Source organism: Shewanella sp. SP1S2-4, assembly GCF_031932075.1.
In the GTDB taxonomy this organism is placed as follows: Bacteria; Pseudomonadota; Gammaproteobacteria; order Enterobacterales; family Shewanellaceae; genus Shewanella; species Shewanella baltica.
In genome coordinates this window covers 62,353-86,158 of sequence record NZ_JAUOET010000018.1, presented here as the reverse complement: position 1 = coordinate 86,158, position 23,806 = coordinate 62,353, and the positions used below count along the sequence as shown (strand labels likewise).

Genomic DNA, 23,806 nt, shown 5'->3' with positions numbered 1-23,806 from the left:
CCCTTGCTTCGCGGGGCAGACCCTGCCAACTCACCTCTAGCCTACGCCTCATATGATGTCCTTGTTCATCAGCTCGCAAATTTGCTAGCGGCTTCCTTCAGACCAATCCTCGCGGATAAGCCCTTGCCATTCGCTAGTAGTTAACGTTTAATAACAGCATGTTATTGAACGGTGACCTTCCTACAGAGGACTTTCACCTCATTAGTTCATGCCCATGCTGGGCGTACACAAGGCCAGTCACGGCGACGCCTTTTCCGCTGCGGCTTCGCCTTCACTACAAAGCCGCGCATGCTGGCGGCGTTATGCAAAAGCGAGAATGAAGTGAATCAGAAAATAGAAACATTGAATGAAAGTGATCTTGAGTTACTTTCAAAAAGCAGAGAGTGGCTCGCTGGACACTTTGATGATGTGCATGAGTATCAAAACTTATCTGCTAAGCTAAAGCTGGTTCAAACCATCCTTGACAACGAGTGGGTTTCAAATGAAGAAACCTTCAAATTACAAGCTTTGGGTATTTGCTTGGGTGACGCTCTTACCCAAGAAATTGAAGAACTAAGTTGGGTTGCAGTAGAAGACCAATACGGGCGTGATCCCGCATTGCGCTGGCTTAATACATCGGTTTTAGTTTTTCCTCGCACATCAGTATCAAAAAGAGTTGAGGCCGGAGTTAAAGTTGACATATATGAAATGTTTGGTGGTTTTCAAAAAGCAATTCATAGCGCATTAAAAAATCAAGCATAACAAGCCAATGCACGCGGAGCCTGCTACGTTGCGCAATTTGTTGTGGTGTCGCTGCGCTCCTTTATACCACAAAAATTGCTCCACTCCGCTGGCCCGGTGATTGGAGCGTTATACGAACCTAAGAATGAGTGTTATCGATGAGTAATAAAATAAAAATCTATCCGGTATCAATACTATTTATTATTTTTTTGTCTTTTTATACTGGAAATGGTTATGCTGCTTGGAGTGGGTTTGAGCGAATTACACCTGATAATGTAGATGCGCAAAGGTTTAAATTTAAATTCTCACAAATTGAATCCACCGAGAGTTTTCTATTAGAATTGGATGATAGCTACGTCAATAATGGCCAGCAAGATGACTTGCTCATTGATAAATCAGCATGGTTGGTTATTACAAAATTATCTTTAAATAAAAACGAACAAGAATTAAGCCATGTGTTAAATGATAAACTCTCAGATGATGGCGCAAAAGTTTTAGTTCTATCTAAGCTTGGCTACTCATTAGGAAGTTCAAATTTAAATATATTAGAGGTTCAATTGCATAAGTCACAACTGGAAAATGCCTATATATACGTGGGTTACTCTCCAGAAGTTAATGATGGTGGTTTAAGGTATACCATAGATGTAAATTCATTCTATCAGAACTTTTTAATTAACAATCAAGATGACTAAGTGTATATTCTGTATAACAAGGCCAGCCAGCAACGCTCCCGCTGGTCGCTGGACCTCGTTTCACTCGGCCGCTGCTGGCGGCGTTATGTGGCTAAGGAAGCCTAGTGCCTAAACTTAAATACATTAAGTCGTTTGTTCACAACCTTGCTGATTCATATATGAGTACGTTAGGTTGGGTGGAAGGTGACTATAAAAGCACTTGGGTATATCGCTCGGCGTTGGAATCGGGTGTTAATGAAATATATTTTGATATTCGAAATTATGAAATCAGCCCTAGCACTCTTATACACAGAACCGTACTTCAAAAGTCATTAGAAGGGCTTAACGAGCACTTTGACAAAATGCTTAAGACTCAAAATATTGAGCCAAGCTTTGTTCCAAGTATCACTTTTAAGTTTGAGATACCGAAGCTGAGCGAAAGTATGCTTCATATAGTCTGTATAGCAACAGCTGTTGATACAACTGGCAAAGAACATATTGCAGCGCCAATTAAAAATCATTATGAGTATGAAGTGTTGCCACATAACAAAACAATCAAGGCGGAAAAAACTAGCTGGCTGCGCCAAATCGCTAGATTTTTCCGCTTATCGTAAGCGTTATGCATCCACAAGGAAGAAGCATTGAAGTTAGCCATAGCCTTTATAACTATTTTTCTTTGTAGCTCTTTGTGGGCCAGCGAACTCACAACAGTAGAAGGCATTCAAAGCAGCATCGAGGATAATCTTTCCGTTGGTGCCAGCAAAGAAGATATTGAAGCGTATCTAACATCTGCTAACTTGTCGCATAGCTATGATCAGTATTCGTTTCGCTATCAGGCTATCGTAAGAGAAAATGAAGCACAGTGTAAATTTGAAGGGGTTTTTCTTTGGTTGTTTTATGACTGTGCCATTCAGATATTTATTAATCTAAATGAAAATGGCACCTATAAAAGTCATGAAGTTTCACATAGTTATACGGGGTTGTAGTCCAATGCTTAACAAGTTTGTCAACGAACGCCCTTCGGGCTGGACAGCTTTAAGCGCTGCTTCGCAGCAAAGCTGCCCGTTACAAAGGAGTTAGGTAACTATGGATAGTACTGCTTTGGAATTCAGAAATTCGTGCCTAGACATTTTGAGCTTTTTATCGTCTCCGCCAAGACAGAGAGAATTTTCATCGAAAGTTGAGTATATCGACTATAAAAGTGAATTTGTTTGTTGGTGGTTTGATGATTTAGTTATGGACTCCTTACCTCAAGGGCCTGGTTTAATATCAGAAAGTTTCACCGCTGATGAAAAGTTAATCCTCTGGGAGTTTACAAAGCTTTTTGAGCAAAATATTGATAATGAAAATCAATCTATTGATGAGCTATTAAAAGATCCTAAATGGAAAGTTGTTATGGTAGCTGCTCAAGAAGCACTAGCAAAAATTGGGTAAAAGCACCTAACAAGGCCATTAAAGCGCGGACACAAAACAGCTGGCTTGTGCTCCTTCGTCGCCAAGTATAGCCAGCTATTTTGTGCCGTTTATGGCGGCGTTATGCGTAATTCAAGGATTAGAAATGAAATCTAGTTTTGTCTTAATATCATTAATGTTTCTTTCAGGGTGTGCATCTGTCCCTAAGTCAGTAGATGAACTTAGAACCGCTGGTAAAGCTAAAAGCAGTTTTTGTTCAAATAAGTCATTTAATGAAACTGTTGAGTTAATGGAGAGACAATTAAAAAAATGCTTCGCGCATGGTAAGCAAGATATTTATGGTGGCACAAGCGATACGTTTATCGAAAAAAGTGGAGCTGATAGTAATTCAGTTACATTAGCTTCAGTTGCCCATGTAAATTGGAATAGATTTTACCAAATTATAGTTGATGTTAGTCCTCAGAATAAATGTCCAGTTTTTGTTGAAGCTTATGGTATGTCCAGTAACTGGTCTAAAACAACTGGTTTGGTTCAGGATTGGGTAAGTGGTAACAACCTTGATAAGTGTGATTAAGTTACGCATACAAGCGCCTCAAACATCGCGGCCTGCGGCCGCTGGACTCGCAACAAGTTGCTCGCCGTTTAGGCGAGCGTTATATTTTTTTGCAAGGGAGTGTTTATTTCAATGGTAAAAAAGTTACTGTTTAGCTCGATATTTTTTGTTAGCTGTGTTGATGCACAAGAACATGATTTTTCAGCAATGTTATCTTGCCATGCATCATTGGATAAGCCGGGACTTGCAGTAAGTATCGAACAAGCTGGAAAGCATGTTTTCAAAGGCGTGCTTGGTGTTGCAGACATAAGCACTCGCGAACCACTAAAAGTTGATGACACTTTTCAAATCGGATCAATTACAAAGCAGTTTACTGCTGCAGCCATCCTTCAACTTGCTGAAAATAAAAAGTTATCCTTAAAAAGTACCTTGGGTGATTTTATTAAAGATATTCCCGTCGAGTACACAAGGCTGACGATTGAAAGTGTGCTAAGCCATACTTCTGGGCTGCCAAATTACAACTTGGATGCAGGGATCAGGCAGCGGTGGGACAAATACGCCACCATTGATGAAGTGATCAATCAGGTGAGTAAAATGCCTGTGCTTAGAAAGCCTGGTGTTGATTATGCGTATTCAAATACCGGATATATTTTGTTGGGAAAGGTGATTGAAGTCGCTTCTGGTCTGACATATAGCGAGTATTTACAGCGAAATATCTTTTCTCCTTTAGGTATGCAGAATTCGTTTGTTGTGACTAATGGGGAAAGCTCAAAGCAAATCGTTAAAGGTTATACCACAAATAGAGACGCGCCTAATCTGTATTTGGCTCCCGAAACCGTTGACCGCAGTTGGATTTATGCGGCAGGTGCAATTGCATCTACTCTTGATGACATGAGCCTGTGGCATAGTGGTTTAAGTTCTGGGAAGGTAATTTCGGCTGAAAATTATCAGTTGATGGTAAGTAGAGCGAAATTAAACAACGGTGAATCAGTAAATTATGGTTTTGGTACCGATGTATATCCTATAAGTGGCCTACCGTCGTACAGTCATCAAGGGCAGGTGCCAGGTTTTATGGCATGGTCAATCTATTTTCCTTCATATGATTTACTTGGCACAGTATTCGGCAACAATGACTCTGTTCACCCTGGTCCAGCTTTGTTAAATATGATTGCAAGGCAACTTAACCTTTCACCAACGCCAATTGTTGATAAAAACATCACAGAGCAAGCTAAGATTCTGATTGGTCAATACAAAGGTGCAGACGATACGGTTATGACGGTTACATTCGATGATGGGCAACTCAGTGCAACAACCGGCAATGGCGTTATCCGAAAATTAGTGCTTCGGGAAAATAACACATTTTCGTATGAATGCACCGAAGATTATTATCAACTTCGAGAGCAGGATGATAAGCGTTTACTTGTTCCTGTCAGTATTTACATGGGTGAGCTAGCGCCTTTAGTCCGATCGGAAATATAACAATCGCCATCAAAAACGACTCGCAACAAGTTGCTCGCGTTTGTTGCGGGTTTTAGAGCTAAGGAAAGTCATGAGCATCACATTGGAAGAAATTACAAGTTCAAATTATGAAGCAGTATGTGACTTAGATGTCACTGATGAGCAACAGGAATATGTTGCGAGCAATATGTGGTCTTTGGTTGAGTCACATTACTGCCAAGGGCATACCTGTAAGGCAATCTATCAAAACGATATACCTGTTGGCTTTTTCATGTGGGTATCTGAAACACCTGAAAAAGTTTCTATCTGGCGCTTTATGGTGGATCAACGCTATCAACAATCTGGTATTGGCAGAGTTGCACTAAATTTGGCGCTCAATGAAATCAAATCCAGTGACAAAGTAAAAGAAATAGAAATTTGCTATGCCCCTCAAAACCCGGTGGCCAAAGATTTTTATTCACGTTTTGGCTTTCAGGAAGTGGGTTTGGATGAAGATGGTGAAGATATGTTGGCAGTCATCAAGCTGTGATCTCTAACATTAAACATCGCGGCCTGCGGCCGCTGGACTTGCAACAAGTTGCTCGCCGTTTAGGCGAGCGTTATGCGAAGTGAGCTTATGAGTACTCCTCCACACAGTAAAATTATCAACAGAGTAGCAAGGCAGGCTTTGAAGCCTGTTGGTGTTAATCGAAAAGGCCAATCGAGGGTTTGGCTTGATGACAATGGATGGTGGATTACAGTAATCGAATTTCAACCTTCTTCATGGTCAAAAGGAACTTACCTAAATGTGGGTATTAATTTTCAGTGGTACCCCAAAGAGCACCTATCTTTCGATATTGGTTATAGAGAAGCAGGTTTTGTCGAATATAAATCAGATGAGCAGTTTGAGCTTAAAGCTCAAGAGTTCGCCGAAATTGCCAAATCCAAAGTGTTAGAAATCAGAAAGCTGTTATCTAGCCCGAAATCAGTAAAACAGTACGTGATTTCTTCGTTGCAAAACCATCGGCCAACGTTATGGGCTGAGTTTCATCAAGGTATGTCATGTGTTCTGACCAAAGACAGAAACGAAGCCATCTCATATTTCAATCAGGTGCTAAGCAACCCTCACGATACAGAGTGGGCAATAGAGCTTAAAGAATTCACGTCCCGTATGGTTAAATTACTCGAATCAGGTGAGGATGCGCTCCGATTCATAGATGAAATAGTAAATAAATCTCGTGAACTGAAGAAGTTGGAGCCAACGGATGTTCAGCTTGCAGAAATCGCATAACAAGCAGCAACGGACTGTCAAACCTGTCACTCAAATTGCTGCTCAATTACGTGCCAGCCGTTGTGTTGGGCGTTATGTGGAATCGTTGAGTAACGGGCATGGATGAGAATTCCAAAATCGAAAAGTACATTGTGGCGAGTGATGTTGGCCTTGGTCGAGATGGGATCGGTATTGAGGTATATTCCGGCAACGACATGCTCATGGAAGTTTTTCGGGATGACACCAAAAAAACCAGAGAAGTGACCCTTTACAAAAAGGAACTCGATCTTGAGCTTGTAGAGCAAACAATTGCACTATTCAAGAAGGAAATCCCGTGGGAATTTCAAGAATAACATCGGCTTGCAAGTCGCCACATAACAAGGCGCTGTTGTCGCTACTATCGTGGCTGGGACGGCTTACGCTGCGCTCCAGTCGCCCCAAATATGCCGCTGCGCGGAGCTTAACTGCGATTTAGTGGAATGATTAAGCCAGCTTGAATCAGCTAGACTTAAAGAAGATGCGATGGAACACAACCATGACAAAGGATTTTCAATGAAATACGCAGAAACCACGCAATATTATTTGCTCAAAACAGCTCTGCAGCTCAGACCTTGCCTCAAAAAAAGCAAATTCCTATAGCATGAAGCATACCAAGTAATCTGGATGAGGCAGCGGCCAAGTCCAACAAGCGATTTATGCCCTGCAAACAGCGCAGCGCATAAATACTAAGACGTTAGGCATTTAAAAGGACTTTACGTGAACTGGGCACGAATTGCTAAATACACAGTGGTTTACTTTATCTGTTCGACTGCTTCGGGTGTGCCATTGGGGTATGTTATTGGGCGCTATGATTCAGCTGGTGAAATGATTCCGAGCTGGATTTACTGGAGCTTTATTTTCCTTTCTATGGTTGTTGAAGCAACGATCATTTATTTTCTAGTGAAAAATCAGGCAAAGTTTGCATTTATACATGCACTTATAGTTGTTTTGCTGAGTTCTTTAATTGCATCATGTATTCTGTTTTTGATGGCTGGCGAGGTTCTTTTGGGCGACTGGCAAATTGATTATGCCAGTATGTCTATTGCGCTTTTGTTTGGTGTTGCCTTGGGCAAGCAAGCAGCAAAAAGTTCAGGTGTTGTAAATGCCTAACAAGCGCCATCAAAAACGCGCCCGTTGGGCGCTCGACTCGCAACACGTTGCTCGCGTTTGTGGCGGGCGTTAGCTGGGATTGCCTTGCTCGCAAAGTGATACTATAGTGTCACTTTAAATTTAGAACAGGGTGAACCTATGAAAGTTGAGCTAGTTACGAATCTAAAGCGTCAAGCGACAAAGATTCTGGCAGATCTGCACTTGTCGAAAGAGCCCGTATTGATTACAGAGCATGGTCAGCCATCTGCATACCTTGTAGATGTTCAAGATTATGAATTCATGCAGCGTCGGCTTGCGCTGCTTGAGGGGCTCGCTCGTGGAGAGCGTGCTGTACTTGAGGGAAGAACGTATAGCCAAAGTGAAGCCAGAGATAAGATGACTAAATGGCTGAAGTGATCTGGACAGAGCCAGCCCTTCAAGAACTTGATGCCATTGCTGAGTATATTGCTTTGGACAACCCTGCTGCTGCGAGCTATCTCGTGAAGGCAGTTTTCGACAAGACAGAACGTTTGGAGAATTTCTCCAAATCCGGGCGGATTCCTCCTGAGCTCCCGGATTCGGTATACAGAGAGGTAGTGATTCCACCCTGTCGCATTTTTTATCGTGAGGATGAGCAGCGAGTTTTCGTCCTCTTTGTCATGCGAGAGGAGCGACAGCTTCGTGCGTTCATGCTTGGAAACTGATAACAATCCGCGTCATTCGGGGTATTCACCTCCTGTGACGTTCCTAAGTTCGCGCGCATGCGCGGGATGTTAGCATTCAATATGAAATATCGAGTAATCGTAAAAAGTATCACACCATGCAGTTGCGAAAATGAAGGTGAAGCTGAGGTTTACTTCCCTGATTTTGATCTAACTATTGTCTGCTATTTCATTGGTAGTATTGATTGGTTTAAAAGTTGTTTTCCTCTAAATAAATTGAAAGATGCCGACCTAAGATATTGGCACGCTAACTGGCAGTTAACGGATAAACAAACTAAATCTATAGCAACGAGTGTTGTTGGCACATACGGCGGCTTCAAACTAGACGAAGATAACGAAAAATTATTTATGGTTAATTCGTTGCTTCCTGTCATATCTGACAATGAATTAGGTAACTATCAATTAGATGTTCCAGAAGGAAGTTGGGTCGAATCAACAGGGCAATTTGTTATCGAGGAAGTTGAATTTTAAGCTGGTCCTGTCGCTTCGCTCCTTATTTTAGCCGGCTTAAAAGTTGCCCTGCTTGGGGCGTTAGTTAACACGGAGGTTCTGTCGCAGTATGAATGTATTCTTAATTATTGCAGGTGCATTAAGTGCCGTTGTAGCCATTCTTCATATAGGTTGTATTTATTTTGGCGCTCCTTGGTATCGTTTTTTTGGTGCAGGTGAACAAATGGCTTTGCTTGCTGAGCGCGGTAGTATTCAACCTACATTAATTACCAGTGGTATTGTTCTTGTTCTCTCTATTTGGTCGATTTACGCATTTTCTGCGGCAGGTGTAATTGTTCGTTTACCTTTACTTCGTTTAGCTCTTATTCTCATCACTTTTATTTATTTACTTCGCGGTGTTGCCGGTTTCTTTTTAGTCAGCTCTCCTATGGGGCGTTCTCCTGAGTTTTGGATGTGGAGTTCATTGATTTGTTTAAGTTTTGGTATTATTCACTTCATTGGTTTAAAACAGCAATGGTCAAATTTATGAGAAAAATGCAACCTAACTAGTCGTTAAAGCAGGACAACAACAGTTGGTTTTTGTCCTGTGTCGCTTATTTAAATCAACTATTTTTGCCTTTTATTGAGGCGCTATAGCGTAATTGAAATACAGCAAGATTCGGGTCGGCATTAGTCGTTCGGCCTCCTAAGATAGCTTCTGTTCGGGCAGATGCCCTTTTATAGCAAGCAGATCCTAGAGGAATTACGATGAACATACTTGCCCACAAAGTTGCTATTGTTACCGGTGCCAGTACCGGCATTGGCTACGCAGCCGCGAAGCTTTTTGCCAGAGAAGGTGCTGCCGTAGTGGTGGCTGCAAGGCGACAGAAGGAGCTTGATGAACTGGTGGACTTAATCAATACGGAAGGCGGGCAGGCACTGGCACTCGCCGGTGATGTTGGTGAAGAAGCGTTTGCCAAAGCTTTGGTAGATAAAGCAGTAAGCCACTTTGGTGGCTTGGATATCGCTTTTAACAATGCTGCCATTCTGGGTGCTATGGGCCCTGTCCCGGAGATGTCGCTCACGGACTGGAATCAAGTTATTGCGACCAACTTAACCAGCGCATTTTTGGGCGCAAAGTACCAGCTGCCTGCCATGGCTGCCCGAAAAGGAGGTTCGTTAATTTTCACCTCTACCTTCGTTGGTTACACCGCAGGTATGCCAGGCATGGCAGCCTACGCAGCCAGTAAAGCGGGATTGATTGGACTGACTCAAGTGCTGGCATCCGAGCACGGGCCTCAGAATATCCGGGTCAATGCCCTTTTGCCCGGTGGTACTGATACGCCAGCAGGACGTGAGTTTGCCAATACGCCAGAAGCATTGGCATTTGTGCATAATTTGCATGCTCTTAAGCGTATGGCGACACCAGATGAAATTGCCCAATCCGCATTGTACCTTGCCTCCGACGCCTCCAGCTTCACCACTGGATCTGCAATGCTGGTCGATGGCGGTGTATCTATAAATCGTGTTTGAGAGGCCGGGCCATGTCAGACTATGACCGAATCGCAAGCGCCATGGCCTATTTGGTTGAGCGGGCAATTGATCAGCCCAGCCTTGAAGAGATAGCCGCCCATGTGCATCTGAGTCCGTATCACTTTCAAAGGCTGTTTTGTCGTTGGGCAGGTACTACGCCGAAGCGCTTTTTACAGGTCCTGACATTGGAGCGGGGCAAAGGATTGCTTAATAATTCTCGCTCCTTGCTTGATGTCTCACATGAGCTTGGATTAAGCGGCAGTTCAAGGTTGCATGATCACTTTGTGCAGCTGGAAGCCGTCACACCTGGCGAGTATAAAAATCGAGGTAAGGACGTACAGATCGAGTATGGAGTCCATCCGACCCCATTGGGGCCCATGTTTGTGGCCGTAACCCTGCGTGGTGTTTGCCGGGCAGCATTCATGGACTTCAATAGCATGGAGGAGTTGCTGGATGACTTACATAACGATTGGCCTCTCAGTTCGATCAGAGAAAGCTTGGCATCTACGCGACACGCTATTGATGCATTTTTTAACAGTGACACAGCTTCCGGGCAAGGCCCGCTGTCGCTCCATGTGACAGGGACTAATTTTCAGATCGCCGTGTGGCGTGCTTTGTTGAAAATACCACCGGCCGCTGTGGTCAGCTATGCCGAAGTAGCCAGATCACTCGGTGCACCCAAGTCGGCAAGGGCTGTTGGTAACGCTATTGGAGCAAATCCAGTGGCTTTGCTGATCCCCTGTCACAGGGTTATACAGCAAAGTGGTGCGCTTGGGGGGTATCGCTGGGGACCAACTAAGAAGCTTATGGTACAAACATGGGAAAAAATGCGTGATGAACCGGTTGCGCTATAACAATGCCATGCAACCGACGCTTGTACCTCGCTCGGGTGATGGCGGGCGTTATAAGAGCACAGCGTTGCTTGTAATCTGACTAAGGAAAGTTGATAACTATGCATCTAATTCAATGTAAGTGCGGTGCTGTTAAAGGACAACTCAACAAAATTGGAACTACCAATCGTCTCATCTGCTATTGCACGGATTGCAGAGCGTTCGCACATTTTCTTGGTAAAGCCCCTTTTGTACTAGATGAACAAGGCGGAACTGAGATCGTTCAAGTGTCTCAACAACACCTGTTCTTCTACCAAGGGGAACATTTTATATCGGCAGTACGACTCAGTGAAAACGGTATGATCCGCTGGTATGCTGCATGTTGCGGAACGCCTATTGGTAACACTATGGCAAGCCGGAAAGCATCATTCATCGGCCTTATTCACAGCTGCCTAGACCGGCAGCAAATGGATAAAGACTTTGGAGCAGACGTTGCAATTTTAAACACTGATACTGCCTTAGGCCAAGCGAAGCCAAAGCAACGTGGACTTATGGGGGTTTTAGTCCGCTTTATATGGATCGTGGTCACGAACCGCATCAATGGAAGATATAAAAACTCTCCTCTTTTTAATTCTTCCGGTTTACCTCGTGTAACCCCAAAAATACTGAACACTGACGAATTGGATAAATTGAAGAGTGACGTGTAACAAGTAGCTTCATTTTCCAATCACAAACAGTGGAGCTGGACCTCGCTACAGCTCGGCCTGTTCTTGGACTACGACTTCACCTGCAGACGTGTTACCCAATCACAATGGCATCGTGGCCAGTTGCAGGCTTAGTGCGGCATGTTCTTGAACTGTACTCTTTTCGCCTGCAGGCGTGTTATCCAATCCCAAAGCGCATCATGAGTGCTGAACAGCAATACGTTAATGCCGGTGGTCGATGATGGCCGGTACCTAAGCTTGTTGTTCTGCTTGGTCCTATGATCCTGCCGTGTGTTTACCTGCAGGTGTGTCCGCTAATCTCACGCTGGCTTGGGATAAGGGGATGGATAGGGCATAGGTATTGATGCCTGGCATCAAGGTGCATGTTTGCGTTTTTGTCAGCGGCTTTACCTGCAGATGTATTAGTCGTTCAGGCATTCGCTAATGTCTGTGGGTGCAGCAGGCATAAATAGGGCAGATATAGACGTGCTGTGCGACGATGACAAGTGAGAATTCTACACGTTTTCTTAGTTGCAGTTGTTACTGATATGTTATGTGGCGATAGGGGGTGTTACACCATTAGGGTTCAACAGTTCTTCGGTGCGGCCTAGATAATCCCTAGATAGCCTCAAAAAGTTGGGAGCACTCAAACCCATGCAGCAGTAAGGCTACAGGCGAGTCGTTGCATCAACCCTAGAGGAGGATGCAACGACTCGCTTTTGTTGCTTTTGTGTTAACGCTTGCGGGGCGTAAAGGGTAGGGCAAAAGGTGAGTTTTTTGGTAGTTCTGGGTGAATTGATGGCGCCCAAATGGATCCTTCTATTCGGCTCACTGTTTCGGTAGCGGCCTCATCCTGCGAAGGCGTTATCCGCTCCCCGTTTTTAGTCATCGAAAGCAGGCGAACTGGGATGATCTGCACACTGTTTCTGGGTGATTGAACGCGTTTTTAGGCTCATGCGGCCTTAATCTTAATTGTTATTGATATGTTTCTATTCAATGGGTGTTGTTCAGTGTGTTGCACCAATATGGTTCAACCGTTTTTCTATGCGGCCTAGATAATCCCTAGATAGCCTCAAAAAGTTGGGAGCACTCTAGCCCATGCAGCAGTAGGGCCACAGACGAGTCATTGCATCAACCCTAAGGAAGGATGCAATAGCGTGTATTTGTTGCTTTGGTGTTAAATGTTGGCAATGGGGTGAAGAGGGTAAAAGCCAAGGTTTTAAACGGTTTTAGACGGTTTTAGGTGAATTGCTTCTGTCTAGGACTAGGCTCATTTTAACCGAGTGCCAGAGTCGTTATCTTTACCTATATTAGTCATCCTGCATGGATAGGAATAGAGCGATGATCATGTGCAATTATGAGGAATTTTGATTTTCAGATGGGCGGATTTTGTGTCTCGCCGATGCTCACGGTTTGATTGAAACCGAACGCGACACTTTATGATGATGAGAATCGCTCTCAACTTGCTGCAGATGCGAACCATTATCATCGCGGGTCCTTCCGGCGCGGTTGATTGCGGGGGCAGCGACACGCAGTGCTTCACTACATATGAGGATTTTAGAGGGCTTGGTTGTTGTTTTATTAGCGGGCTTTTAGGGGGCGTTCATAATTTTGAACGCTATATATAGTGTTGATTGTAATAGATTATTTTGCATGCTTTCTCAGAATCTCAAAAAATTGGTGTGCTCGGATATACCAACTTCACTAGATCGATTTTGTGATCCTTTGATCTTTGTTGAATGGGCCGATATTTTGCCTCTATGGGTAAGCGAGTCACTATAAAGCGGAGAACTGTGAGGGGAGAAACCTACCTTTAGTTTGAATACATCTGAGTGCCACCACCTAGGCATATCATCTCGTTCTAGCTTTATCCTAAAATCACTTAACTGATAACTAAATCATTCAGAATTTGCTAACCGGTTAGTGTTGTATGTCATGACTGAATGCTTGCCAGAGTAAAAAGCTCGCGCTAAACAAGTTGGTTAAGGAAGACTGTTCGTGGTCATGCCTGCAATGCCAGTTGGACAATCTGCAGTATTTTGGTCTGAAAGACCGCAGGGATTAGTGATGATTAACTACCTGGTTCAGCCAGTGCATGCAGCAAATTTTTTTGGACGATGGCTACAATGGCCTAAATCGATACCTAATTTGCATTATGTTTGCGGTGCTATTCAAAATTTCAGACGTCATTATCAGTGATTTTTTTACACAAAATGGAAAAGTCATCCTTAGGATTGAGTAGAAAATCTTTACCTACAATTGAAGTCATCTCAGCTTCGGAGATAAGAGGATTGTCAATTTTAAATATTAACCTTTGATTCATTTTGCTTTTTATCAAAAAATCACAATGACGTTTGTAAAATAATTTTTCAAACTCACCATTGTTGATTATTCTTCGAAGACCGACTTCTATTCTCTGGGCTAAGTGAGGCTTATTAGGTGAAACATAAAAATAGGTCGCAAGAGGGATATGCAGCAAAATGTTTTCATCAATCACTAGATTTGGATACTGTAGATTGAACTGCTTAAGTTCTTGATAAGCTTCATTCACTCCACGGCCAAATGTAACAAATCTTCCCTTTGATAGCATGTTAAATAAACTATCATATTGAACGCTTTCAATGACCTCAAATCCAGCCTGTTGCATGGCAACTTTAGTTGACCATTGACTACCTGAGCCTGTTTTAAGAGAAGTTAACTGCATAATAGAGGTGATTTGAGCCAACGATTTCACATTTTCCTTCTGAATAATGAAAACTCTAAATCCTTGAACTCCCTTACGTATGGGGATTTTTATTGGTATAAGCTTTGTATTCCACTCTAAGCTTGAGGCTTCAGCTATGACATTAATATTTTGACCATCTTGCAATTCTCTTAATATGCGATTTCTGCTCATAATGACATCGGAAACCTCCAATGATGCTTGGCCAAAATCGGCTTTGGTTGCATCAATAACAAGTTGTAAAAGGTCATACGTATATTTGTATCGATCATCATGATTAGATTCTGAACGATTGATTATGAACTGATCGTTAGCATAAGTGATGGGGATACTTGTTAAGCCCATCAAGAGAATAACACTCAAAAAAATTCTAAATATTTGTAAGTTATACATAAGAAACTCATGTCCATGTTCAGAAACCTATTTACTACATCCTCAAATAGACTATAGCTTAATTGGTCTGAACGGCGAAAAAACTAATGACTTGTATAAATTATACTCATTAAATATTTACGATATGTGAGCACTCCACCAACTAGGATAAGCAAATATTCTAGCTGCTATTTTGAGGCAACTGGGGGTATGGATTTAAAGAGACCGATCTAGCTGAGCTGCTATTTGTTAACTCGTAAATTTATAGATTTTTGAAATGGCATGCAGTTGACAAATCAAAAGGCAAAAGAGTAACACTTGCCGGATGACTCGACACTAAACTTGCTGAGTTCCAAATGCAGGACAGTGGAGTGGGGTATCGTATGACATTACAGACTCATGATCCATCACGTTGATTTTCGAGTAGTTATATTGTGCCGCCTCTGCAGAAGTTATGTCAGATTTGATAACAAAAGCTAAGGGCCACTAGTATGATATTGAGCGGGTAATATACGCTGCACTATATTTCTATGTATTGGAACTCTGGGTAGAATGCGGTCTGTTTATTCTCAGGTTTATATTGTCAATTACCCATTGTGCTCGGTTTGTGTTCTTGGTTAATAAAACATCGAAATAGCTGCATCTGAAATGACACATATCGACTGCAAATGAGAATCAAAAATGTTGGGAGAAAACAGATTTAACATGAAAGAATATTGAGGCTATACGTAATCTTGTTGTTTCAGAACAGTTAATTTGGAAGTTTATTAAACTAATTGTGTACATATGAGTGTACAGAACTGGAGTGTGTACATTGTTTTTTGTATTATTAATCAATGGTTAAGTGGTTTTAGTTTCGTAGTCGTGCCAAAATATGCTTGGCTGGGAATGGTTAGACATAATTAAATTCAAATGACAGTTTGTCGAATAATAACATCTTAACACCGAAACTCCCCGAATGAACATTTACACCATTAAGGTAATTAAGTCATTATCTTGAGAATATAAAGACTTCATTGGTGATCTTCATTCAGATTCAAAGGTACAATCGCGGCTGAACAGGGGAATAATGTCTTATGTATCATCAATTTTTAAATGAGCCTATGGTGCTTGATGCCGAAAAAGCGTCGATACTCACGTTGCGGTTACCCGACGATATCAGTGATTTTATTGTGTTACAGGCGTTCAGTGCGCCTTTACTAGAGGTTATCGTTATTGCTGAAGCTGGAACCCCACAAAATATTGCGATTCGTTTTCAACCGTTTATGGGTCTTAAAGTTGAATCGTTACCGCAAAGTGCACAGGCCTTTAATACACCGATCACTCGAAGTCTTGGGCAAGGTTTTCGGCTCTATACGCGAATGGGCACTGCTGCAAAATTTTGCGCGGCAGAATTGAGACGGGGCGTATCTTTTACCTTAGACATGACTAATGGTTTAGATGAAGGTAATTCAGTCATAGATAATTGCTTAACGTTTGCTTTACAAGCGGATTCAAAGTTTGAGTTAGTGCCTTTAGAAGCCGATTTACGCGTTTTGCATGAACCTAAAGCGCTAATGGTCGCTAAAGCTCTGTTAGCAAGGCAATACGATTATGCCGCATCATCTGAATCCCTCGCCATTTACATGACCGAAATTGAGCAAGTTAGGTTAGAATTACAAGCTTTTTTACGTGGGGAGCTTGGTCAATGTCAGGCTAGTCTTGCCGACGAGGTATTAAGGCTCGATCCCTTGTTACTTCAGAAACAACAGTGGTTATTTAGAACCTATACCCATATGTTTGAGCGTCCCAATTATAGTCGCGCCGCTAATGATGCTGATAACACAGACAAGTTATTAAGAAAATTAGAGTGTTATGAGTTACTTGCACCACCAGAACTGCTCCAGATGGTTGACCGATTAATGGAAGACGAAACGTAAACCTTTCTTGCCCAAAGTTAGTTAAAGATAAGAGTCCACTATGCACTATTTATGTCCCCTGTGTTCCGCGCCGCTGACGTTAACGGACCGCACTTGGGGTTGTCCACAGCAACATAAGTTTGACATGGCTAAAGAGGGTTATGTCAACTTATTGCCCGTACAGAAGAAAAACTCAAAAGATCCTGGTGATAACAAGCAGATGATGTTTGCTCGGCGTGAATTTTTAAACGAAGGGTATTATCAAGGCTTGAGTGATAAAGTGAATGAACTCGCGATCGAGTTTGGTGCTGATGCAAAACAGATCCTTGATATAGGCTGTGGGGAAGGGTACTACAGCCAGCGTTTATTCAATGTGTTGAGTCAGCACCATGATTGTGATTTACAAGGCATAGATATTTCTAAGTCAGCAATTAAATATGCGGCTAAACGCTACCCCAATTTAGCATTTTGTGTGGCAAGTGCCTATGAGATGCCCATCGCCTCTCAAAGTGTCGATCTTGTCATTCGCATTTATGCCCCTTCCAAAGTTGAAGAGTTACAACGCATTATGGCCGATGGTGGCGTTTTGATCACAGTCTCTCCCGGACCTTCGCATCACTTCGCTTTGAAGCAACAAATATATGCAGAACCTAGATTGCATCCTGTATCTGCTGCGTATATTGCTGGTTTTGTGTGCCTGCATCAGGAACGCTTAATTTCTCAGCTTGAACTGACAAAAAGTGATCATATTGCTCATTTTTTAGAAATGACGCCTTACGCTTGGAAGTTTACCGATGCGCAAAAGCAAGCATTTGCTCTGCAAGGACTAAGCTGTGAATTGGATTTCCAAATTGAAGTGCATCGCATTTCAAGATAAGTGAATAGATTAAGCTATTGAAATAAATTATTTAAAATGTTTAACTGTAAATGCTAAGCAGCATGAACTGAATGTTCTGCTAGCCGGTTGCAAAACCGCAAAGTAGATTTAGGCAAAATAAATAATCCAAAGTGTCGCAGTGTGTTGACTTATCTTTAGAATGGTTTATAGTCTTATCAGCTTGAAGGTTGGGCTTATATTTATGTGTTCAATACGACCAGTTCGTCCTGTAAACATAAGTAATACCGGCATTTTCCAGCTCCACCGCCGTTAAGGCTTTAATTTTTTATTTACAGGATTTATATCATGTCTCAAGTTACTGGTGTTGTTAAGTGGTTCAACTCTGACAAAGGTTTCGGATTCATTGAGCAAGAATCTGGTCCAGACGTATTCGTACATTTCCGTGCGATCAACTCTGACGGTTTCAAAACTCTTGATGAAGGCCAAAAAGTGTCTTTCACTGTGACTCAAGGTCAAAAAGGTCCACAAGCTGAAAACGTAACTATCATTGGTTAATTTTCAGTGCTGTTAGCCTAGAGCTGATAGCAATGGATTAAAGGGCTATGGTTTATTCCATGGCTCTTTTTATTTGTGTGAAATTTAACATTCTTTTGAAGGTTAGTTGGTCTTCTAGATTGTGTAGTCTTCTCCGTTAAAAGTTATACAAATAGCCGCTAGATTAATGAGCTTAGGTTGCTCAACTTGCTTCTTAGTCTATCGTAATAGTTGTTAGCACCTACTTTCAGATTTTCTCTTTATCTCTAAGACACATCATTTCTAGAGAGTTAAACTTCAATAAAGCTCTTTCGATTCATCCTCCATGTTTTGCATCAGTTGCATTAAACACTATTACACCTCTCGATACTGTATTCTCGATACTGTATTCAGTGTAAGCGTAACCTCAATTCTAGGCCGATAACGCATTTATCCCATCATATTCTCGTTGCATGGATCTGGAAAAGCAGACATTGCAGTGACATTATTATTGCTTTGGAGTCTGTTGGTGTAGGTGAATGCATAACTATAAATCTCGTCATGACTAAGTTTAGACGTGTTAGAACTGAGGGGATGAGGAGTTACTTATTGATATAAATCAGCTTTACCGTTAAATGATTAATGATAATAAAAAAGCCTGAACATTGCGATTCAGGCTTTGGTATTTCATATATAAGCTAGCACTTATTGTTGAAACTTAGGTTATGAATCCAGCTTATCATCGGCCACTTTATAGTGAGGATCATCGAGTTGATTCACTTCGACGAGATCACCCGCTTTATGCAGTAGGGCTTTACAGTCAGCGCTCAAGTGGATCAAGTGTAACTTCTTACCAGCATTGCCATAACGCTCAGCGAGCGTGTCTATTGCTTCTAATGCGGAGTGATCGGCAACTCGAGAGTTCTTAAAGTCGATAACCACATCTTGAGGATCTTTTGCTGGGTCAAATAATTCGAGGAAGTTTGCGATTGAGCCGAAAAACAATGGACCATTGAGTTTGTAGACTTTCCAGCCTTGATTGTTCTGCTCTTCAGTCACATTGATATGCTTGGCATGTTCCCAGGCAAAGACTAAGGCTGAAACGATGACACCGACAAATACCGCAAATGCTAGATCGGTAAATACGGTTACCGTTGTCACTAGCACGATAACGAAGGCATCGTGTTTCGGGACCTTGCCCATAAACTTAAAGCTTGCCCATTCAAAGGTGCCGAGCACAACGATAAACATCACTCCAACCAGCGCCGCAAGTGGAATAATCTCAATAAATGAAGCGCCAAATAAGATAAAGGCAAGCAGGGCGACTGCAGCTGTAATTCCTGATAATCGGCCGCGTCCACCCGAGTTAATGTTAATCATAGATTGACCTATCATGGCACAACCACCCATAGCGCCGAAGAAACCGCTGGTGATGTTTCCAAGGCCTTGGCCGACGCATTCTTTGTTGCTGCGGCCACGGGTATTGGTCATCTCATCTATCACAGTCAGCGTTAGCAGAGATTCGATAAGACCGACTGCCGCCAAGATGCAGGAATAGGGCAGGATGATATATAAGGTTTCAAGATTAAAAGGCACAGAGGGAATCGCAAAGCTAGGTAATGAACCTGCTATGGTCGCATTGTCGTTACCACTCATGGTTTTGAGGAAATCGAGTACGTTACGAGTATCCAGATCGAGTCCTACGACAAGTGCCGTCACAGTGAGGATTGCGGCTAATGATGAAGGGACTGCTGTGGTGATCTTAGGCAGAAAATAAATAATGGCCATCGTCAGAGCCACTAAACCTAACATCAACATTAATGGTTCTTGGGGCAGCCAGACTAGATTTCCGCTGGCATCCTTAACTTTAAACTGACCTAACTGGGCGAGGAAAATTACAATCGCTAGACCATTCACAAAGCCAATCATGACGGGATAGGGCACTATGCGAATGAATTTACCGAGTTTACACACGCCGGCAGAGATCTGGATAAGTCCCGCTAAGACCACGGCAGCAAATAAATATTGGACACCGTGCTCAACGACCAAAGACACCATGACAACGGCCATAGCGCCCGTCGCACCCGAAATCATTCCAGGACGGCCACCAATCAGTGCCGTTATTAGCCCCATAATAAAGGCGGCATAAAGTCCAACCATAGGCTCTACATGGGCGACAAAGGCAAATGCGACCGCTTCAGGAATAAGCGCAAGTGCAACTGTTAGCCCTGAAAGCACATCGGCTTTATGGCTACACGTTTTGTGGCGAATGAGATCAAACATTGAACCTCTGTTATTAAGTTGTTGTGTGGATAAAAATAAGGCGCGAATACTAACAAAAAAATGGATTGAGCTAAACCTTAAATATAGTGTGAGTTTTACGATAGAAATAAAAAAGCCATGCAATCGCATGGCTTTTCTGACTAACTAAAGTGGTTATGGACGAGCCATATCCGACTCAGCACCGTTAGTGAGTTTAATTTTGGCGGTAGGCTCTTCGGTTGTAGTATTCTCATACTCGCGTCCTTTAGGCACTGCCACTTGCTCTCTCACTTCAACTACAGGCTTGGTCATATCCGAAGACACCATAGAACCAAAACGGCTTGCGGCTTTCGGCTTGTTGACTACAAGGGCGTCAGTGATTTGCGGATTCACTGTCGTTGGAGCCGCTTGCACTGTTGTTTGAGGTTTAGCGATAGCAGCAGGTTTTGCCATTGGGGCAGAGGCTGTTGCTTTAACCGCTTCTTTAACTTCAACACTCGGTGCAACGCTTGGCTCTACAGCAGTCTCAGTCTTAGCCACTTCAACTTTTGGCGCAGCTGGTGTAACCGCTGGGCTTTCAACTACAGGGGCGTTAACCGCTTCGGTTTCTACTGCAACGCTGGCTACTGGAGCTTCAATGACTGGTGCAACGTCAATTTTCACTTCAACCGTTTTTGGCGCATCCGCTTCAGTGGCTTTAGTCTCAACTGGCTTAGTATCAACTTGCTGAGTTTCGACTGATGCAACGTCACTTGCTGGCGTTTCAACTTTCGCTTCAGGTTTAACGACTGCAGGAGCTTCAACAACAGGTGCTTCGCTAGCTTGTGCTGTTTCTACTTCAACGGACTTAGCAGTTACTTGAGTTTCAGTCACTGCATCTGTTTTAGTTGCAACAACTGGCGCTTCTACACGGACACTGGCGACTTCGCTTGGATACTCTTGGTCAGCACCCAATTCATCGTTAGGGATGAATTGCGCTGGCGTTGATGTACCTTGGTCATCTTCGTCGCGACGACGGCGTTGACCCGCTGCACGAAGGTGACGCGGGCTACGACGGCTACGACGTTGACCATCTCTTTGCTCGCGTTTTGTTTGATCATCAGCAGTTTCACTTTCAGTATCAATTGCGTCGTTATCTTGCGATATCGCATCCATAGGTGCTGTAACATCAGCTGTAACCACTTCAGTTTGTTCAGCTGTTTTCACTGGCTCAACTGCTGGGGCTTCAGTTTCTGTAGAAATTATCGCTTTTTCTTCTACTGCAATATTTTCTGCCGCTTCTTGAACAGGTGCCGTTTCTTTACGAGGCTGACGACGTGTTCTTGGTGCTTTTGTTTCAGTTGGTGCTTGGGCAACTTCAGTTTTAGTGTCAACACTGATAGTGCTCGCCGCCGCGGCGTTAACGGCAGCAATTTCAGCTAATACTTCAGCGGCATCTTCTGGTGCAATTGGAATAGCATTATCTGGCGTGTTATGGCCATTATCGATACGCACCTTACGGCGCATGTTACGACGTTGACGACGTTCACGGGCGACTTCTTGCTTAGGTGCATCGGCCTCTACGTCAGCAACCACGTCTTTTGGTGCTTGTACACGTGGCTTAGGTTCGGATCGCGCTGGACGTTTAGTTTCTTCTTTCTCACGAACAGGACGTTCTTGAGCGCTTGTATTTACCGCTGCATCGGCCGGTTTTTTCGAATTACGGCTGCGTGGCTCACGAGTGCCTTCTTTTGCTTTGTCGGCATCTTGGGCATTACGTGGGCGGCGAGTATCGTTGCGACGGTTACGGCGGTTAGCGTTAGCTGCACTGGTATCAGTTGTTTTAGTTTCAACAACTTTTACGGGTTCTGCTTTTTCGCTTGGTGCAAACATGGCACTGATTGCACTCATAAGCTTGCTGAAGAAGCCTGGTTGTGGCGCTTCAACTTTCACCGTTGGTGATGGGGCTTGTTCCACTTTCTGTGGCGCGGCAAACCCTTTTAATGCCGGAATAGGCGCTGCGGTACGTTCCAGTTTACGTGGCTCATACAATTTAGCTTCAGGCTGTTCGATACGCTTATAGCTCGATTCGCTGATTTCATCATCACTACGGTGACGGATCACGCGATAATCTGGCGTCATCATGTGCGCATCAGGTATCACATACACTTCGACATCGTGACGTTGCTCTGTGATGCGAATGGCTTTGCGTTTCTCGTTTAACAAGAATGCCGCTACATCGACAGGCACAATGGCTTCGATTTGCGAGGTGTTTTCTTTGATGGCTTCTTCTTCCATCAAACGTAAAATCGACAGTGCTAAAGACTCAGTACTGCGAATTGTGCCTTGGCCATGACAGCGAGGGCAGATGTGCGCCGCTGATTCTTCGAGTGATGGGCGTAGACGTTGACGCGACATTTCCATCAAACCGAAACGAGAAATACGGCCTAATTGCACGCGAGCGCGGTCGTGGTGTACAGCATCACGTAAACGGTTTTCAACTTCACGCTGATGGCGCACAGGCGTCATATCGATAAAGTCGATCACCACTAATCCACCTAAGTCACGTAGACGTAATTGACGGGCAATTTCATCGGCGGCTTCAAGGTTAGTGTTCAGCGCAGTCTCTTCAATATCGCCGCCTTTAGTGGCACGGGCAGAGTTGATATCGATTGAGGTTAAGGCTTCCGTTGGGTCGATAACAATCGACCCACCAGATGGCAGACGCACTTCGCGTTGGAAAGCGGATTCGATTTGCGATTCAATTTGGAAGTGAGTAAATAATGGCACTTCGGCTTCGTAAAGTTTTACGCGCTCGACGAAATCTGGGCGAACTAAGGCGATATGTTGCTTAGCTTCTTCGTAAATACGTGGGTGGTCGATGAGGATCTCGCCTACATCACGACGTAAATAGTCACGAATAGCGCGCACAATCACGTTGCTTTCTTGATGAATTAAGAAAGGAGCGCCTTTAACTTGTGAAGCTTCGGTGATAGCAGCCCAGTGGTGTTGCAGAACTTTTAAGTCCCACTTTAATTCGGCTGATTCTTTGCCTACACCGGCAGTACGAACGATAAGCCCCATGCCCGCTGGCACTTCTAAATCGGCCATTGCTTCTTTTAACTCAGTACGCTCATCACCTTCGATGCGACGAGAAATCCCGCCTGCACGTGGGTTGTTTGGCATTAATACTAAGTAAGAGCCTGCAAGGCTGATGAAGGTCGTTAAGGCTGCGCCTTTATTGCCGCGTTCTTCTTTGTCAATTTGGACAATAACTTCCTGTCCTTCACTGACCACTTCTTTGATATTTGGGCGACCTTGAAATGAATACCCTTTCGGGAAATATTCTCTGGCGATTTCTTTTAGCGGTAAAAAGCCGTGACGATCGGCACCGTAGTCAACGAAAGCGGCTTCTAAAGACGGTTCTACGCGGGTAATTTTACCTTTGTAAATGTTTGATTTTTTTTGCTCATGACCTGGACTTTCAATATCTAGATCATACAGTTGTTGCCCATCAACAAGGGCAACACGCAACTCTTCTGATTGAGTTGCATTGATTAACATACGTTTCATGATGACGTCATTCTTCTTTAAATAGAGGTCATCAAACATCGCGCTTCGCTGCATTACGGGCCTAGCAGTAGGTCAACTGAGCCTCACGGCTGGTGGCTAGGCAAGAGGTGCGCATTGCTGTTAGACGCAGTCGCTGCGTGTCGCATCCTATTTATGGCTTATTTTTTAATGATTACAAAAACAAGGAATTCGTTGTAAAACATCAACCAACCCCATAAATTCTTTAGTTTCTTTCCGGT

The 23,806-nt window shown here is 43.4% G+C and carries 24 protein-coding genes; 21 read left to right on the top strand and 3 right to left on the bottom strand.

Annotation, left to right across the window (positions count from 1 at the left end; genetic code table 11):
* Window positions 1-321: 321 nt before the first annotated feature.
* The 18 genes from Q4Q52_RS15825 (at window position 322) to Q4Q52_RS15740 (ending at window position 11,413) form a co-directional block, all read left to right on the top strand.
* Window positions 322-741 carry a DUF3806 domain-containing protein gene (locus tag Q4Q52_RS15825; RefSeq protein ID WP_311991056.1) on the top strand — a complete coding sequence of 140 codons (420 nt, stop codon included), beginning with the start codon at window positions 322-324 and terminating at the stop codon, window positions 739-741.
* Between the two features lie 137 nt (window positions 742-878).
* Entirely contained in the window at window positions 879-1,412 is a 534-nt protein-coding gene (locus Q4Q52_RS15820) for a hypothetical protein (RefSeq protein ID WP_311991055.1), read from the top strand.
* 104 nt (window positions 1,413-1,516) lie between these two features.
* Window positions 1,517-2,005: a hypothetical protein gene (locus tag Q4Q52_RS15815; RefSeq protein ID WP_311991054.1), complete on the top strand. Its 489-nt coding sequence runs from the start codon at window positions 1,517-1,519 to the stop codon at window positions 2,003-2,005.
* 27 nt (window positions 2,006-2,032) lie between these two features.
* Window positions 2,033-2,377 carry a hypothetical protein gene (locus tag Q4Q52_RS15810; protein ID WP_310803711.1) on the top strand — a complete coding sequence of 115 codons (345 nt, stop codon included), beginning with the start codon at window positions 2,033-2,035 and terminating at the stop codon, window positions 2,375-2,377.
* Between the two features lie 100 nt (window positions 2,378-2,477).
* Window positions 2,478-2,825: a hypothetical protein gene (locus Q4Q52_RS15805; RefSeq protein WP_311991053.1), complete on the top strand. Its 348-nt coding sequence runs from the start codon at window positions 2,478-2,480 to the stop codon at window positions 2,823-2,825.
* Window positions 2,826-2,949: 124 nt separating this feature from the next.
* Window positions 2,950-3,378 (top strand): hypothetical protein, encoded by a 429-nt coding sequence (locus Q4Q52_RS15800; RefSeq protein ID WP_311991052.1) that lies wholly within the window; start codon window positions 2,950-2,952, stop codon window positions 3,376-3,378.
* A 111-nt stretch (window positions 3,379-3,489) separates the two neighbouring features.
* The gene (locus tag Q4Q52_RS15795; RefSeq protein WP_311991051.1) at window positions 3,490-4,836 is read left to right on the top strand and encodes a serine hydrolase domain-containing protein; all 1,347 of its coding nucleotides are present in this window, start codon (window positions 3,490-3,492) and stop codon (window positions 4,834-4,836) included.
* Window positions 4,837-4,906: 70 nt separating this feature from the next.
* The gene (locus tag Q4Q52_RS15790) at window positions 4,907-5,344 is read left to right on the top strand and encodes a GNAT family N-acetyltransferase (RefSeq protein ID WP_311991050.1); all 438 of its coding nucleotides are present in this window, start codon (window positions 4,907-4,909) and stop codon (window positions 5,342-5,344) included.
* A gap of 87 nt (window positions 5,345-5,431) precedes the next feature.
* A complete protein-coding gene (locus tag Q4Q52_RS15785; RefSeq protein WP_311991049.1) occupies window positions 5,432-6,085 on the top strand; it encodes a hypothetical protein in 654 nt (217 codons plus the stop codon).
* 98 nt (window positions 6,086-6,183) lie between these two features.
* On the top strand, window positions 6,184-6,417 hold the full coding sequence (locus Q4Q52_RS15780; RefSeq protein ID WP_283629533.1) for a hypothetical protein: 234 nt from the start codon (window positions 6,184-6,186) through the stop codon (window positions 6,415-6,417).
* Window positions 6,418-6,820: 403 nt separating this feature from the next.
* Window positions 6,821-7,213: a hypothetical protein gene (locus tag Q4Q52_RS15775; protein WP_311991048.1), complete on the top strand. Its 393-nt coding sequence runs from the start codon at window positions 6,821-6,823 to the stop codon at window positions 7,211-7,213.
* Window positions 7,214-7,351: 138 nt separating this feature from the next.
* On the top strand, window positions 7,352-7,609 hold the full coding sequence (locus Q4Q52_RS15770; protein WP_220592666.1) for a type II toxin-antitoxin system Phd/YefM family antitoxin: 258 nt from the start codon (window positions 7,352-7,354) through the stop codon (window positions 7,607-7,609).
* Window positions 7,597-7,896, top strand: coding sequence for a type II toxin-antitoxin system RelE/ParE family toxin (locus Q4Q52_RS15765; RefSeq protein ID WP_311991047.1), 300 nt, complete (start codon window positions 7,597-7,599; stop codon window positions 7,894-7,896). Before Q4Q52_RS15770 ends, Q4Q52_RS15765 begins: the two co-directional genes overlap by 13 nt.
* A gap of 81 nt (window positions 7,897-7,977) precedes the next feature.
* Window positions 7,978-8,385 carry a hypothetical protein gene (locus Q4Q52_RS15760; protein WP_311891727.1) on the top strand — a complete coding sequence of 136 codons (408 nt, stop codon included), beginning with the start codon at window positions 7,978-7,980 and terminating at the stop codon, window positions 8,383-8,385.
* 88 nt (window positions 8,386-8,473) lie between these two features.
* Entirely contained in the window at window positions 8,474-8,893 is a 420-nt protein-coding gene (locus Q4Q52_RS15755) for a hypothetical protein (protein WP_212600448.1), read from the top strand.
* A 218-nt stretch (window positions 8,894-9,111) separates the two neighbouring features.
* Window positions 9,112-9,876 (top strand): SDR family oxidoreductase, encoded by a 765-nt coding sequence (locus Q4Q52_RS15750; RefSeq protein ID WP_311901145.1) that lies wholly within the window; start codon window positions 9,112-9,114, stop codon window positions 9,874-9,876.
* An 11-nt stretch (window positions 9,877-9,887) separates the two neighbouring features.
* The gene (locus Q4Q52_RS15745; RefSeq protein WP_311991046.1) at window positions 9,888-10,730 is read left to right on the top strand and encodes a methylated-DNA--[protein]-cysteine S-methyltransferase; all 843 of its coding nucleotides are present in this window, start codon (window positions 9,888-9,890) and stop codon (window positions 10,728-10,730) included.
* Between the two features lie 98 nt (window positions 10,731-10,828).
* Window positions 10,829-11,413: a DUF6151 family protein gene (locus Q4Q52_RS15740; protein WP_311901148.1), complete on the top strand. Its 585-nt coding sequence runs from the start codon at window positions 10,829-10,831 to the stop codon at window positions 11,411-11,413.
* Window positions 11,414-13,589: 2,176 nt separating this feature from the next.
* Here the strand turns inward: Q4Q52_RS15740 and Q4Q52_RS15730 are convergent.
* Window positions 13,590-14,525 (bottom strand): hypothetical protein, encoded by a 936-nt coding sequence (locus Q4Q52_RS15730; RefSeq protein WP_311991045.1) that lies wholly within the window; start codon window positions 14,523-14,525, stop codon window positions 13,590-13,592.
* 1,055 nt (window positions 14,526-15,580) lie between these two features.
* Here Q4Q52_RS15730 and Q4Q52_RS15725 point away from each other — a divergent pair.
* The 3 genes from Q4Q52_RS15725 (at window position 15,581) to Q4Q52_RS15715 (ending at window position 17,795) form a co-directional block, all read left to right on the top strand.
* Window positions 15,581-16,423: a hypothetical protein gene (locus Q4Q52_RS15725; protein WP_311991044.1), complete on the top strand. Its 843-nt coding sequence runs from the start codon at window positions 15,581-15,583 to the stop codon at window positions 16,421-16,423.
* Window positions 16,424-16,463: 40 nt separating this feature from the next.
* Complete coding sequence (gene rlmA / locus Q4Q52_RS15720; RefSeq protein WP_311991043.1) at window positions 16,464-17,279, top strand: 23S rRNA (guanine(745)-N(1))-methyltransferase; 816 nt, start codon at window positions 16,464-16,466, stop codon at window positions 17,277-17,279.
* A gap of 306 nt (window positions 17,280-17,585) precedes the next feature.
* Window positions 17,586-17,795 (top strand): cold-shock protein, encoded by a 210-nt coding sequence (locus tag Q4Q52_RS15715; RefSeq protein ID WP_011789734.1) that lies wholly within the window; start codon window positions 17,586-17,588, stop codon window positions 17,793-17,795.
* Between the two features lie 681 nt (window positions 17,796-18,476).
* On the opposite strand, the gene Q4Q52_RS15710 is transcribed toward Q4Q52_RS15715, so the two are convergent.
* Window positions 18,477-20,036, bottom strand: coding sequence for a SulP family inorganic anion transporter (locus tag Q4Q52_RS15710; RefSeq protein WP_311991042.1), 1,560 nt, complete (start codon window positions 20,034-20,036; stop codon window positions 18,477-18,479).
* A gap of 153 nt (window positions 20,037-20,189) precedes the next feature.
* On the bottom strand, window positions 20,190-23,621 hold the full coding sequence (gene rne, locus Q4Q52_RS15705; RefSeq protein WP_311991041.1) for a ribonuclease E: 3,432 nt from the start codon (window positions 23,619-23,621) through the stop codon (window positions 20,190-20,192).
* Between the last annotated feature and the right edge of the window lie 185 nt (window positions 23,622-23,806).

Coding starts and splice junctions, on each gene's coding strand:
- Q4Q52_RS15820 (WP_311991055.1), top strand. CDS start 879: ATGAGTAATAAAATAAAAATCTATCCGGTATCAATACTATTTATTATT.
- Q4Q52_RS15805 (WP_311991053.1), top strand. CDS start 2,478: ATGGATAGTACTGCTTTGGAATTCAGAAATTCGTGCCTAGACATTTTG.
- Q4Q52_RS15800 (WP_311991052.1), top strand. CDS start 2,950: ATGAAATCTAGTTTTGTCTTAATATCATTAATGTTTCTTTCAGGGTGT.
- Q4Q52_RS15795 (WP_311991051.1), top strand. CDS start 3,490: ATGGTAAAAAAGTTACTGTTTAGCTCGATATTTTTTGTTAGCTGTGTT.
- Q4Q52_RS15790 (WP_311991050.1), top strand. CDS start 4,907: ATGAGCATCACATTGGAAGAAATTACAAGTTCAAATTATGAAGCAGTA.
- Q4Q52_RS15785 (WP_311991049.1), top strand. CDS start 5,432: ATGAGTACTCCTCCACACAGTAAAATTATCAACAGAGTAGCAAGGCAG.
- Q4Q52_RS15780 (WP_283629533.1), top strand. CDS start 6,184: ATGGATGAGAATTCCAAAATCGAAAAGTACATTGTGGCGAGTGATGTT.
- Q4Q52_RS15770 (WP_220592666.1), top strand. CDS start 7,352: ATGAAAGTTGAGCTAGTTACGAATCTAAAGCGTCAAGCGACAAAGATT.
- Q4Q52_RS15765 (WP_311991047.1), top strand. CDS start 7,597: ATGGCTGAAGTGATCTGGACAGAGCCAGCCCTTCAAGAACTTGATGCC.
- Q4Q52_RS15760 (WP_311891727.1), top strand. CDS start 7,978: ATGAAATATCGAGTAATCGTAAAAAGTATCACACCATGCAGTTGCGAA.
- Q4Q52_RS15755 (WP_212600448.1), top strand. CDS start 8,474: ATGAATGTATTCTTAATTATTGCAGGTGCATTAAGTGCCGTTGTAGCC.
- Q4Q52_RS15750 (WP_311901145.1), top strand. CDS start 9,112: ATGAACATACTTGCCCACAAAGTTGCTATTGTTACCGGTGCCAGTACC.
- Q4Q52_RS15745 (WP_311991046.1), top strand. CDS start 9,888: ATGTCAGACTATGACCGAATCGCAAGCGCCATGGCCTATTTGGTTGAG.
- Q4Q52_RS15740 (WP_311901148.1), top strand. CDS start 10,829: ATGCATCTAATTCAATGTAAGTGCGGTGCTGTTAAAGGACAACTCAAC.
- Q4Q52_RS15730 (WP_311991045.1), bottom strand. CDS start 14,525: ATGTATAACTTACAAATATTTAGAATTTTTTTGAGTGTTATTCTCTTG.
- Q4Q52_RS15725 (WP_311991044.1), top strand. CDS start 15,581: ATGTATCATCAATTTTTAAATGAGCCTATGGTGCTTGATGCCGAAAAA.
- rlmA (WP_311991043.1), top strand. CDS start 16,464: ATGCACTATTTATGTCCCCTGTGTTCCGCGCCGCTGACGTTAACGGAC.
- Q4Q52_RS15715 (WP_011789734.1), top strand. CDS start 17,586: ATGTCTCAAGTTACTGGTGTTGTTAAGTGGTTCAACTCTGACAAAGGT.
- Q4Q52_RS15710 (WP_311991042.1), bottom strand. CDS start 20,036: ATGTTTGATCTCATTCGCCACAAAACGTGTAGCCATAAAGCCGATGTG.
- rne (WP_311991041.1), bottom strand. CDS start 23,621: ATGCAGCGAAGCGCGATGTTTGATGACCTCTATTTAAAGAAGAATGAC.